Annotated in this window: 12 protein-coding genes; 5 read left to right on the top strand and 7 right to left on the bottom strand. The window is 37.5% G+C overall.

Features of this window, described 5'->3' with window-relative positions:
• Nucleotides 1-6 precede the first annotated feature (6 nt).
• Together norV and norW are read left to right on the top strand one after the other, a co-directional pair.
• On the top strand, nt 7-1,455 hold the full coding sequence (norV, locus tag JEP36_RS05585; protein WP_198629962.1) for an anaerobic nitric oxide reductase flavorubredoxin: 1,449 nt from the start codon (nt 7-9) through the stop codon (nt 1,453-1,455).
• Nucleotides 1,452-2,606 carry an NADH:flavorubredoxin reductase NorW gene (gene norW / locus JEP36_RS05580; RefSeq protein ID WP_198629961.1) on the top strand — a complete coding sequence of 385 codons (1,155 nt, stop codon included), beginning with the start codon at nt 1,452-1,454 and terminating at the stop codon, nt 2,604-2,606. Before norV ends, norW begins: the two co-directional genes overlap by 4 nt.
• A gap of 285 nt (nt 2,607-2,891) precedes the next feature.
• Here norW and JEP36_RS05575 read toward each other — a convergent pair whose 3' ends face one another.
• Nucleotides 2,892-5,099 carry an extracellular solute-binding protein gene (locus tag JEP36_RS05575; protein WP_198620131.1) on the bottom strand — a complete coding sequence of 736 codons (2,208 nt, stop codon included), beginning with the start codon at nt 5,097-5,099 and terminating at the stop codon, nt 2,892-2,894.
• A gap of 346 nt (nt 5,100-5,445) precedes the next feature.
• Here JEP36_RS05575 and JEP36_RS05570 point away from each other — a divergent pair, with 346 nt between their 5' ends.
• From JEP36_RS05570 to JEP36_RS05560, 3 genes are read left to right on the top strand one after another with little or no spacing between them, the layout of a single operon-like run.
• Nucleotides 5,446-6,267, top strand: coding sequence for an MBL fold metallo-hydrolase (locus tag JEP36_RS05570; protein WP_099076083.1), 822 nt, complete (start codon nt 5,446-5,448; stop codon nt 6,265-6,267).
• Nucleotides 6,268-6,280: 13 nt separating this feature from the next.
• Nucleotides 6,281-7,528 (top strand): MFS transporter, encoded by a 1,248-nt coding sequence (locus JEP36_RS05565; RefSeq protein WP_198620132.1) that lies wholly within the window; start codon nt 6,281-6,283, stop codon nt 7,526-7,528.
• Between the two features lie 39 nt (nt 7,529-7,567).
• Nucleotides 7,568-8,281, top strand: coding sequence for an MgtC/SapB family protein (locus JEP36_RS05560; RefSeq protein WP_151436438.1), 714 nt, complete (start codon nt 7,568-7,570; stop codon nt 8,279-8,281).
• A 78-nt stretch (nt 8,282-8,359) separates the two neighbouring features.
• Here the strand turns inward: JEP36_RS05560 and JEP36_RS17730 are convergent, their stop codons facing one another.
• The 6 genes from JEP36_RS17730 to nanQ form a co-directional block, all read right to left on the bottom strand.
• The gene (locus tag JEP36_RS17730; RefSeq protein ID WP_232805418.1) at nt 8,360-8,914 is read right to left on the bottom strand and encodes an SGNH hydrolase domain-containing protein; all 555 of its coding nucleotides are present in this window, start codon (nt 8,912-8,914) and stop codon (nt 8,360-8,362) included.
• Nucleotides 8,854-9,249 (bottom strand): SGNH hydrolase domain-containing protein, encoded by a 396-nt coding sequence (locus tag JEP36_RS17725; RefSeq protein WP_232805417.1) that lies wholly within the window; start codon nt 9,247-9,249, stop codon nt 8,854-8,856. Before JEP36_RS17725 ends, JEP36_RS17730 begins: the two co-directional genes overlap by 61 nt.
• 101 nt (nt 9,250-9,350) lie before the next feature.
• A complete protein-coding gene (locus JEP36_RS05550; RefSeq protein ID WP_198620134.1) occupies nt 9,351-10,067 on the bottom strand; it encodes a hypothetical protein in 717 nt (238 codons plus the stop codon).
• 175 nt (nt 10,068-10,242) lie between these two features.
• Nucleotides 10,243-11,133 (bottom strand): dihydrodipicolinate synthase family protein, encoded by an 891-nt coding sequence (locus tag JEP36_RS05545; RefSeq protein WP_198620135.1) that lies wholly within the window; start codon nt 11,131-11,133, stop codon nt 10,243-10,245.
• 172 nt (nt 11,134-11,305) lie between these two features.
• On the bottom strand, nt 11,306-12,193 hold the full coding sequence (locus JEP36_RS05540; RefSeq protein WP_109373760.1) for a MurR/RpiR family transcriptional regulator: 888 nt from the start codon (nt 12,191-12,193) through the stop codon (nt 11,306-11,308).
• A gap of 187 nt (nt 12,194-12,380) precedes the next feature.
• The gene (gene nanQ, locus JEP36_RS05535) at nt 12,381-12,854 is read right to left on the bottom strand and encodes an N-acetylneuraminate anomerase (protein ID WP_198620136.1); all 474 of its coding nucleotides are present in this window, start codon (nt 12,852-12,854) and stop codon (nt 12,381-12,383) included.
• Nucleotides 12,855-12,867: the final 13 nt, after the last annotated feature.

Below are 12,867 nucleotides of genomic sequence, written 5' to 3'. Positions count from 1 at the left end.
TACAAAATGGCTATTCATGTTAAAAATAATGTTAATTGGGTTGGACAACGTGACTGGGAAGTTCGTGATTTTCATGGCACTGAATACAAAACATTATTAGGCAGTAGCTACAACAGTTACCTAATACGTGAAGAAAAGAATGTGCTTATTGATACGGTTGATCATAAATTCAGCCGTGAATTTGTGCAAAATTTACGCACGCAAATTGATCTGGAAGAGATTGATTACATTATTATTAATCATGCAGAAGAAGATCACGCTGGCGCACTCACTGAGCTGATGTCTTTTATACCTAATACCCCGATTTATTGCACAGCAAATGCGATTGATTCAATCAATGGTCATCACCATCATCCTGAATGGAATTTTAATATCGTTAAAACAGGCGATAGCCTAGATATTGGTAATGGCAAGCAACTCATTTTTGTTGAAACGCCAATGTTACATTGGCCTGACAGCATGATGACCTATTTAACGGGAGATGCGATTTTATTTAGTAATGATGCCTTTGGTCAGCACTATTGTGATGAACGGTTATTTAACGATGAAGTTGACCAAACTGAATTATTTGAACAATGCCAACGCTATTATGCCAATATTTTGACGCCATTTAGTCGCCTTGTAACACCCAAAATTAATGAAATTTTAGGCTTTAACTTACCTGTTGATATGATTGCTACTTCTCACGGTGTGGTATGGCGTGATAATCCAACGCAAATCGTTGAATTATATCTAAAATGGGCAGCAGATTATCAAGAAGATCGCATCACTATTTTCTATGACACCATGTCAAACAATACACGAATGATGGCAGATGCGATTGCACAAGGTATTAACGAAATTGACCCTAACGTGTTTGTAAAAAGCTATAACGTCGCCAAAAGTGATAAAAATGACATCATCACTAGTGCTTTTCGTTCTAAGGGTGTTCTAGTCGGTTCATCGACAATGAATAATGTCATGATGCCAAAAATTGCCGCCATGCTGGAAGAGATGACTGGCTTACGTTTTCGTAATAAAAAAGCCGCTGCTTTTGGCAGTTATGGTTGGAATGGCGGTGCCGTAGATCGCATTCAAACTCGCTTAATGGATGCCGGATTTGAAACCGCATTAGCGCTAAAAACCAAATGGCGCCCAGATATGCAAGCACAAGAAATTTGTCGTGAATATGGTCGTGAAATTGCACGCCAATGGGCTTTAGCACCACTTCCTGCAACCCAATCTTGTTGTACAGTCTCATCACAACCTGAAGTTGCCACAAATGTTGAAGCTGTCGATTTAGGTCCTTGTATGCAATGCAGTGTGTGTCAATGGATTTACGATCCTGCAATTGGTGAACCGATACAAAATGTTCAACCTAATACGCCGTGGAGTGAAGTACCTGATAACTTCTTATGCCCTGAATGTTCATTAGGAAAAGATGTCTTTGATGCACTTGCCAAGGAGGCAAAATGAGTAAAGACCTTCTCAGTAATGGGATTGTCATTATTGGCGCGGGCTTTGCTTCGCGCCAATTAGTGAAAAATATTCGCAAATTTAATGCAGATATTCCTATTACCCTAATTGCATCAGACAGTATTGATGAATATAACAAACCCGATTTAAGCCATGTAATCAGTCAGGCACAAAGTGCCGATGATTTAACGAAACAAACGGCTCAAGACTTTGCACAACAATATCAATTAGCAATTCATCCTTATACGCAAATTACGGATATTAATACGGCTGAAAAACGTATTCAGAGCATGCAAGGCGAACAATGGTATTACGATAAATTAATATTAGCCACTGGTGCCAAAACCTATTGTCCGCCAATTTCAGGGCATGAGTTAATGTTAACGCTCAATAGCCAACAAGAGTACCGAGCTTATGAAACGCAAATTCATCACGCTAAACGTATATTAATTTTAGGTGCTGGGTTAATTGGTACTGAATTAGCGATGGATTTTAGTCGAGCAGGTAAAGAAGTGATCCTTGCTGATATTTCTGGGCAATTATTATCGTCGCTGATCCCATCTGATCTCAGTGGTCGTTTACAATCAAGCCTAACAGAAATTGGTGTGCGTTTAATGCTCAAATCACCGTTACAGTCATTAACACAAACCGATAACGGAATTTTAGCGACATTTAATCAACATCATCAATTAACCGTTGATTGTGTTATTGCCGCGACTGGGCTTACACCAAATATAGAGCTTGCTTATCTTGCAGGTTTACATACTGACCGTGGGATTATTGTGAATGAATATCTGCAAAGCAGTGATAAAGATATTTATGCCTTAGGTGACTGTGCACAAATCAACGGTAGCTTATTGCCATTTTTACAGCCAATACAATTGAGTGCGATGCATTTAGCAAAATCACTTGTAGGTGAAAATAATGCGCCACTTAATCTACCGCCAATGATTATTCGGGTAAAAACGCCTTTAATGCCACTGCACCTTGCCGGTGAAACCGCACGTAAAGATTTAACGTGGAATATTAGTACAACACAATCGGGCATTATCGCTAAAGGCTTTGATAAAAATGATGTATTACGTGCCTTTGTGGTAACAGAAGAGCAGGTAAAAGAAGCGTTTGCTTTATTAAGAGCACTGTCCGCTTAATTTAAATCTCTTCTCTAATTTTGACCTCTTAAACGACAAAAAGCACCTCAAGAGGTGCTTTTTGCTGAAACAATACAAATTCGAATTTGCAATATTTTACAACCTTGCTTGTTGCCTTATCCGCTCTCTAAGGAATATACATTTTGATCCTTACGATCTGACCGTATATCAGGGTGCAGCGCGGGCGACGTTCGATAATTTATAGAGCAGGACCACTCATACCAGCTCTAGCGCAAGTAATATACGGATAATAAATACAATGCAAGTCGCCTAATAAAAACTGATTTACCGCTCACCTTGAGTATCTATCAACAAACGCTGATTTATATAATCAATAGTCTCATCTATCGTCATAATATTATTAACGACATTCGTAATACCTTGTCCGATAATAATCTCGGCTTGGCGTAAATTAAATAACTTACCATTAGGTACCGAAGATTCTCGTATTCCCTTATTAATTTCTTGATAAGCCAATGTCATCCATGGGTAACGATGGCTAATTTCTTGGTTATGGCTGAAATTTTGATGATTACTGTTTCCACCTAATAAAATAAGGTGATCCATCACCATTGGGGAATAAAGCCAACGATAAAATTGCTCTGCATATTGTGATTTTTGGCTATAACGTGAAACGCCTAATACGCCACCGCCTAATTGTGGAATACTTCCGGGCACAGGTGCAAAACCTGTTTTAGGTAAAATATTGCTATGAGCGACATCGTTAAATAAATTCATATAAGCGATAAGCATAGCAAGATGACCTTGCTCAAATTGTCTAACTGATTCACTCCACCATTTATTATCAATATTTTCGGTGATCGACAATTGCTGTAGATATTCTTCTAATATTTCACCCGCTAACGGCATTGCTAATCTAGGAATATTATTACTTCCTATTAAACGCCCACCTTTTGCGTAGTAACGTAATAAATATTCTGTTGCAATGAGCCCTGCACTCCCTAATGTTGTTGAAGCGCCCATTGGACGATTTAATTGCCCTTCTTCATGCTGTTCAGTAAAAAACTGCGTTACATTATCGTATTCTTCGAACGTCGCAGGCACCGTTAATTCATTACCGGTTTTTTCGTAATACATTCTTTTTAGAATAGGATCTTCAAACAAGTCTTTTCGATAAAACAGAAGTTGCGCACTGGCATCAAAAGGCATGGCATAAGCAACATTATTGACTAAACTAAATTTCTGTTGAGTGGGCAATGAGAAATTATTTAATAAATCCGTTAGTCCATTACCGATCTTATCTAATGGCTGCAATATTCTTTCCGCAAACCAAGGAAAACACGCCATATCAATACGCAGCAAATCATAATATGGATGTAAATGTAGCTGACTCAATATTTGATAAACTTCATCATAAGGGTGTATCGCCAAATTAACTTTAATTCCTGTCTGGCGATAAAAATGGGGCAATAGTTTTTTTAATGCACTGGTTGAAGGACTAGGCAGAATAAGCAAATTAAGATTTATATCTGCTTTATCCTCACATATAACCGCAGCGGTTTGCGTATAAAGATGATCACTTTGATTACGCACATAAATGGCATTATTTGCTGTTATCTCTCCCTCATCGGCATCTTGCATTAGCGCATCAATTACTTCTAACCCAAGTTGGGCATAGTTCATTGGAAAGTAATACAACCCTTTTAATACAGGTGGAATATTATCGCTCAATGCAAAAATAGGCGGGCAATCATTATGGCTACCGAAATAACTGGCTTGTGTTAAATAACGTGCTTTTTCTATATCTTGAGCAATAAATATGTCTGGAATTTGCTCCATAGAAAAGAAATCAAACGCAATTTTATAGCTCTCTTCATCTGACGCGCAAAGCACCACATTTTTTTTATTTGGTGCGTACTTCAAAAGTCGATGTTGTAATTCATTAACAAAAATCTGATTATTTAAATAATCACTATTGCCAATAAAAATGCCGACCAATTTACCGACAGTTTTTGCTACCTGTTGGCAAATAGCCTCTGCCGCTTGAGCAAAATCGAGTGTAAAAAAACGTTGTGTATTGAGTGGTTGGCGATAAATAAATGCAATTTGAGAAGGGGACAATTTTAACGTGTCAAAATAGATATTCGCATCATTAAGGCAACTCACGGTGATCACTTGCTTATAACCACCTGCTGCAATTTTCTGTAATAGCTCTAACTCTGTGGTTTCAAGGTCATCCGTTAAAAAAAGATCGTAAGTAACCTCAGGAAAATGAGCGATAGATTGTCTTAAAGAATTAAAGAAAACAGCATATTTTTCAGAAACTAATTGAGGTAAAAGTATCGCAATTTTATGGCTTTTATTGGTTCTTAACAGTTGAGCCTGTGTATTTAATTGATAACCCATTTGTTTGGCGGCTTGATACACAGCTTCAATTTTCTCAACGCTTACATTTCCACGCTTGTTCAATACGTTAGAAACAGTACCATGAGAAACACCTGCTAATTTTGCAATATCTTTTATCGTTGCCATAGACCTTTTTCCATCTCAATTTCCGCTTTCACTAGCATACCTGAATTATTTATCTCGACTACCGATAATTAATTTGAACGTTCCATTTAATAATTGTTTATAAAACAATCTTTTATTACTTGTCTCAAATAAATAATTATCAATATCAATTAAAAACTCATATTCATATTAATCAATAAGATAATAAAATTAATTTGAATAAGATCACTGATCTGATCTTCATTTATTGGCAAAGACTCTTCATCATTTTATTATTGGAACGTTCAAATTTATCTATGTCTTATAGATAGCCAACACCAGATAATTAATAAAATCATAATAAAACAATAGGATAAGGGGATTTCTTATGAAACTTCATTTTTTAGGGACGGCTGCCTCAGAAGGCATACCCAATCCCTTCTGCCGTTGTGAACACTGTCTAAAAGCAAGAGAACTTGGTGGGAAAGATATCCGAACTCACTCGTCTGCCATTGTCGATGACATTATGTTAATCGACGTATCACCCACATTTAGCTACCAGTTAATGCGTGATGGAATGGATGCTACCCATTTTGAAAGTCTTCTATTCACTCACACACATCCTGATCATTTCAATGTTGGCGATCTGTTTAGCCGAATGGAAGGTTATGGTTTTGAAATTAACCATCCCCTTCATATTTTTGGCAATGATCGCGCCATTAATGGTTGTATCGAAGTTTTACCTGGTTACAGCAAAGAGCGTTTCGCTTTTCACTGCTTAATTCCTTTTGTTACTGTCGAAAGAAACGGTTATAAAATTACGCCATTACTTGCTAATCATGCGAAATGGGAACTTTGCTATGTTTATCATATTGAGAAGGATGGCAAGGTGATTTTCTATGGTCATGATTCTGGTTGGTTCCCTGAATTAACGTGGAAATGGTTAGAAAACAAACCACTTGATATCGTTGTTTTTGAATGTACTTATGGACTCAATGGTAAAGATCGTACTGATAATCATATGAGCTTAGAAACCGTATTTGCAGCAAAAGAAAAACTGCAACAACAAGGTTGTTTACATCAAGATACACAAATTGCCGTTTCGCATATTTCACATAGCGGTAAATTGCTTCACCACGAATTAGAAGCTGTTTGTGCTCCTCATAATATCCGCGTTGCCTACGACGGATTAACGTTAGAAACAAATTAAGAGGAGAACGATGATGGATATGAAAATAACCTCTCGCTTACTAATTATGATGTTTGTGCAATATTTCATGCAAGGTGCGTGGAATATGACTATGGGGCTAGTATTAAGTACCTATGGTATGGCAAGCATTATTGGTAATGCCTATGCTTTATTAGGTGTAGCAACAATTATCTCCCCATTATTTATTGGTATGGTGGCTGACCGTTTCTTTGCTTCACAAAAAGTGATGGGCATCCTTCATTTAATTAATGCCGCAGTCATTATTTGTGTTCCTCAATTTATTGAAGCACAAAACAGTGGTATGACTTTATTCTTAATTTTCATTATTGGATTATTGTTTTATCCAACCACTGCGCTTTCAAATAGTATTAGTTTCTCCCACATTAATGGTGTGAAATATTTCCCTATTATTCGTGTATTCGGTACGTTCGGTTTTATGGCTATCGGATTTATATTAGGAGAAATGGGCTTCTCTGGTAGTACGATGACTTGGTATATCGCTTCTGCTGTGGGCGTATTACTGGGTTTCTATTGCTTTACTTTACCTAATACACCACCGAAAGCGAAAGGCAAACCGTTCTCTGCTCGTGATATTTTATGTTTGGATGCACTGTCATTATTTAAAGATCGCTATTTTGCTATCTTAATGTTTAGTATCTTTATTTTAATGATCCCTAAAACAGCTTATTCTGCTTATATTCCTGTCTTTATTAAAGCATTAGGTTTTAATAATGCAGCGTCTATTATGCAAATAGGGATCGCCTGTGAAGTGCTGTTTATGTTTGTCTTGTCATTCTTCTTAATGAAATTTGGCTTCAAAATTACACTTCTTTTAGGTGCTGTTAGCTGGATCATTCGCTCAATATTCTTCTCTTATGCTGCGGTAAATACAGAATTCTATTTTATCGTTATCGGATTAATGCTACAGGGATTATGTTGGGACTTCTTCTTTACCGCTGGTGATATCTATGTTGACCGCAAAGCAAAACCTGAAATCCGCGCTCAAGCACAAGGTTTACGTTTTATTGTCTCTAATGGTTTCGGCTTATTATTTGCTTCCACTATTTGTGGTCAAATCTTTAATTCAACCGTAACAGAAACAGGTGATGCAGCCTTACCACAATGGTCAACATTCTGGATATACCCAGCGATTGTTGCCGCCGTTGTGACGATATTCTTTATCTTCTTCTTTAAAGATGATGTGAGTAAAAAGAAAAGTAACGAAGATAAAAAAGCACAAGAAAGTATTGCAACACCGTAGTTTTAAAATAAAGGAATAAGCCAACGTTAGGAGCAAACCATGGACGCATTAATACAGTTTGTTGACAGCATTGGCCCTTTATCACTTTCAAGTATCGCTAAATTACTGGCCGCCTTTATTTTAGGCGGCCTTATTGGCTTAGAGCGTGAATCAAAGGGAAAGCCTGTCGGTTTTAAAACCTGTGTCATTATTGCTGTTGCCAGTTGTTTATTAACCATTGTCTCTATTCAATCCGCAGAATATTACGCCAATATCTCCGACAATATTCGTAGCGATCCCATGAGATTAGCAGCACAAATTATCAGTGGTGTCGGCTTTCTTGGCGCAGGTGTTATATTGCATCGACGTGATGACGCAATTTCAGGTCTAACAACAGCAGCGATAGTATGGGCTTCAGCGGGTGTGGGGATTGCTTGTGGTTCAGGGTTTTATTGGCATGCCATGATTGTGACTTTTCTCTTTTTTATGGCTATTCAACTCAGCCCACAAGTGGTGCTATTCCAAATGAAAAACCAACGTTTAGGTAAGATAAAAGTACGTATGTTATTTACTCATGAAAGCGGTGTTCCTCTTTTAATTGAGTATTTAAAAAGTCATAAAGACGTAATTGAAAATCTGACTATTCGTGATATTAAAAAAGAGCGCGTTGAAGTAAATTTGAAGCTGTTAGTTAGGCAAAAAATTACCTTACCTGAATTTTATTGCTCATTAAAACAGCTTGAACATGTTCATTCTGTTTCTTTGGATCATTAATATATTCAAAAATAAAAAGGGCGGTTATCTAAGATAAAGCGCCCTTTTTATTATTTTGATGACCGATTGATGGTCATATTAAGGATTTTTGATGACTAGCGGATTACCAAAACGTTCTAGATACATCATGCCGAAGATTGTTGAAGCATAATCTGTAATATGCCCTACATCACGATAAACCGGCACACCTTCTATATCGGTTAAGCAGATATTTTTATCACACTGCACATCTTTAGGATCGATGATAATTAAAGTTGGATAATCCTGTTTTAATTTAACGAATAATTGATCCATCCATGTATTTCCCTCACCTTTATAGTTTTTGGGATTACAGTTATTATCTGCAAAGTCTTTTCTTAATTTTGTATTTTCATAAAAACAGGTCATAAAACCACTTGGCATAGAATTAACTGTTTTAATAAAAACGGGTTTAGCGCCTGTGGTAATAATAAGATCAAGCGCTTCACGCATCGCTTTCTCAACGCGTTTACGAGGCTCTTCGACGGTTCTAACATCACCTATTTTATTAATGACATGGTTTGACGCGTAGTTATTCCAAACCTGCCCAAATATCACATAATCAAAGTGATTGTTCTTGATGAGTTGATAATATTTCGCCGTTTGATCGAACAACGCTGATAAACCGCATTTTTATGATTAGACCAATCATAAAGGTAAATATTAGGAAGAGTAATGCATGATGACGTGGCTTGTGCATATACATCTATTTTGGCGTCTTTACCTAAAATATCCATAAAGCCCCAATAATGATTTGCATGAGAATCACCAAATAAAAACGCTTTTCTCTGGCTTCCCACTTCACCAATATGGCACATTTTATCTGGATCAGAGGCTTCAAAATTCATACATTTAATTCGATTAGGATAATCAAACTGACTCAACTTAGCTTCTAAATTAACGTAATTTTGCCCAAGCCTTGCGCCAATACCGTGATATTTTTCATTCATAATTCAAGTACATTATCCAGATGAAAAGAATTGCCGGATTATATACCAATTAGCCATATCGCTTTAGTCACAAAAAGAAAAAGGCTATTTAATATTTATTATTAATAACACCTAAATGGCCATAACTGATTAAACTCCATCGTTAAACCTAATTGCACTTCAGATGAAAGAGAACCTTTACTCACCACAAATTTTGGATGTCGAATAACGATAGAGGTATTAATATCATAAAACATTAATGATGATCGGCTCTGTTCTAACTCATCATAAAGCGTCCTCATTTCTGCTGATGACCTATTTTCACATAATCGCCCAAGCGTGATATGAATAATATTTTTATGAAGGGTGTTATCAATGGGGATCTGCTGATAAACCTTTTGTCTAAATTGTTCTAATTCCTTTGAAACGCCCGTTAATATCACACTACCATTAGACGTTAACACAACGTTATTAAATGAAATTTCAATTCGTTTTGTTTGATTAAAGATTTGGGCAATCTCATGGCACCACGCCAATAATCCGGGTCGTTGCAGTTTAAACTGTTCATTTTGTTGATTAAAAATCGTTAATAATGTGGAATGAAATTCTTGTGGCTGAGCAAATTCAATAAATGGAAACTTAAGTGCAAGCGGTTCACAATAAGCCATTAGCTTCTGGCTAAAGGGAATAAAGCTTTCCTCAATTTCAGGCTGACAAATCATTAATTGCCCCGCATTTAAGCTGACATCAAAAATACTTTCATCATTGATTTGTCGTTGCCAAATTTCACCTGTTGACAATTTTTTGAGTGTTGCTTGTGTCAGGAATTCGCATGCCATAAATGCACCTAAGTAAAGAATATAATTATTGCTATTACTTTGGTTGGAGTGAAATTTAAAATCAAGTTGCAGAGTGAATAATAAAAAGTGGCTTTCATCTAAAAGCCACTGTCACATCAATGGGGGAGATGTTAAAAATGGGCTATCTATAAATACTCAATCAAAATCAAATCAATTACAGAAAATTAGCAGCTTTAAACTTCGCGAGAGCATCTGCTGTTTGCTCTGCGGTCATTGGGCGTAATGGGCGACGAGGAGAGCCCACATCAATACCATGCAGTTGCATTGCCACTTTTCCTGCCGCAACGCCGCCGTATTCGACTAACACACGAATAATCGCAATCACTTTATCCATGCAAGCGGTCACACCTTCATGATCACCCGCTTTAAATTTTTCAATAATTTCAAGGTATAATGGCGCAGCATAGTTATAAGTACTGCCGACTGCACTTAATGCACCACAGGCTAATCCAGCAGGAATAAATTCATCAACCCCAAATGGGATGTCATATTTTCCACCATCTACACGTAAGCAACGCTGGAATTCATACATATCAGGAGAGTTAAATTTCATACCTGATAGATTTGGGATAGCTTTACCCGCAGCTTGTAAGAATTTTTCCATATCAATGCTTAAGCCTGACATCGTGGAATGATAATAATAAAAACCTTTTGATGGCGCACTGGTGGCGGCTAAACGGCAATATTCAACCAAGTCATCAACATTGCCTGGCTTAAAGAAACAAGGACCAATCACTGATGTTGCTTTGATATCTAATGTCTCAGCATGGCGAGCAAGTTCTAGTGTATCCGCAATGCTCAATGCACCCGTGTGAATAATAAGGTCTAGTTTACCCTGACTGGCATCAACCCAGCGTTCGGCTACCTTCTTACGTTCTTCAACAGAGCAATGAATACCTTCACCCGTTGTTCCTAATACATAAGCACCCGTCACACCGCTTGCTATAAGGTGTTTTGCTATCTCATCAATGACAGGATAATTAACGCTACCGTCAGTCGCAAATGGGGTATGAGGTGCGGCAATCAGTCCAGAGAGTTTGTTCATGATCACTTCCTTTGGAGGTTAATTTCTTTATTGTTTAATTTATGGAGTTTGACTCTATATTAGAGAGCTATACTTCAGAACGCAATAACGAAATGAGCGTTAAAGGAAGAGAAAAATGAAAGTGTGATCTTTCGCCAATTTTCGCAAAAAATCACACAATGCAGAAATGAGCTTACGCGGAATGAGTCTGTTTTAACGCATTCAGTGTTCGTAGTTTTTGCTCCTTGACCATTTCTGGTTGAGCTTGAACTAACAAGGTATAGAGGAGATCCAACACAAAGAGTTGTGCTGTTTTTGTGCCAATAGAGTCGCCTTGCAATTTCCCTTGTCGATTACCATTAATCAAATGATAGTCCGCATGTTCCATAATTTGTGAACCCAAATTATGAGTCAGTGCAATGGTATGGGCTCCCGCTTCTTTTGCCAATTTAAGGGAATGAACCGTTTCTGGTGAATTACCTGAGTGGCTAATACCAATAGCAACATCACCCGGTTTTAATAACGAGGCTTGCATATACATAAAATGGTTATTTGTCACCGCATCAACACGATAACCAATTCGCATTAATTTATTTTTTAGATCTTCCGCCGTTATACCTGAAGAACCAACACCACAGATAAAAATATAATTTGCTGACAATAAAGCATCTACAGCGCCTTGAACTTGCTTCATATCGAGCAGATTCAATGTCTCTGATAGTACGTTATTAATCGTTGCTTGAAGTTTTAAACCAATGGTATGGATATCGTCTTGATGAGTGACTTCTGCATCAAGAATAGGTGACTCTTCATTATCAGAGGTCGCCATTTCAATCGCCAAATCCATTTTAAAATCTTGAAACCCTTTATAACCCAATGTGCGACAAAAACGCACAACCGTCGCTTCACCCGCTTTTGTCGCTTGTGAAAGTTGAGCAATAGAGAGCTGAGTAACTTCTGTAGGATGGAACAGGATATAGTCTGCAATACGCTGTGATACTCGCGTTAGACTATTTTTCATTGCGCCTAGCGTATCAAGTATTTTACCCGGCTTTAATCGGGTCGTTGCCTGTTCTGTCATGGAGATTATCCTTGGTTGCAGCGGATACACGGAAAAAATTCTGCTAACAAGAGTACCAATTCCAACAGGTTAAAAAAAGCCTTGCTCATACAATAATGTGATAATAAAAAACGCTTTATTCCTTATATCATCAGAATACAACTTACTGATACATCAGAAATAAAGCGCTTAATAAAAACAGTAATTGTTAGTCAGTCAATGCGGCGACATCCAACTTAACGACTACTTTCTTCAGTGTATTTGCACCCTTTTCAGCCGAAATTCCCGGTTTATGAGGTTCATAAGGCATAAAAACAGCAAACATGCTTGGTGTAAGCGTTAAGGTCTGTTGACCTATTATTGTATCGGTTAGTTGATAATCATCAGCCTCATTATAAGGCGTCACATCTTGAGCTGAGCCCTGTATACCAAAATCAATAATTTCCTCACCAGATAGCAATATCTGAATATCAATATAACGCTGATGTAACTCTGCACGTTTTTGCTCACGAGGCTGCGTGTCAAACGTCATCACATTCATAAACAACGTTTCACCGTCAATTTTATAACTACCCGGTGCGAGAGATGCGGGATCAAGTGCGAGTGCTTTTTCCATCGCGTTACGCAGTGTTGAATTCATTTCTGGCATCAAAGCCAAATCTGATATGTGTCCAAATAACATAGGTTATCCCCTA

Origin of the sequence: Proteus sp. PR00208 (assembly GCF_016238545.1) — a bacterium.
In the GTDB taxonomy this organism is placed as follows: domain Bacteria; phylum Pseudomonadota; class Gammaproteobacteria; order Enterobacterales; family Enterobacteriaceae; genus Proteus.
The sequence above is the reverse complement of the archived record's forward strand: the minus strand, read 5'-3'. Positions and strand labels throughout refer to the sequence as shown.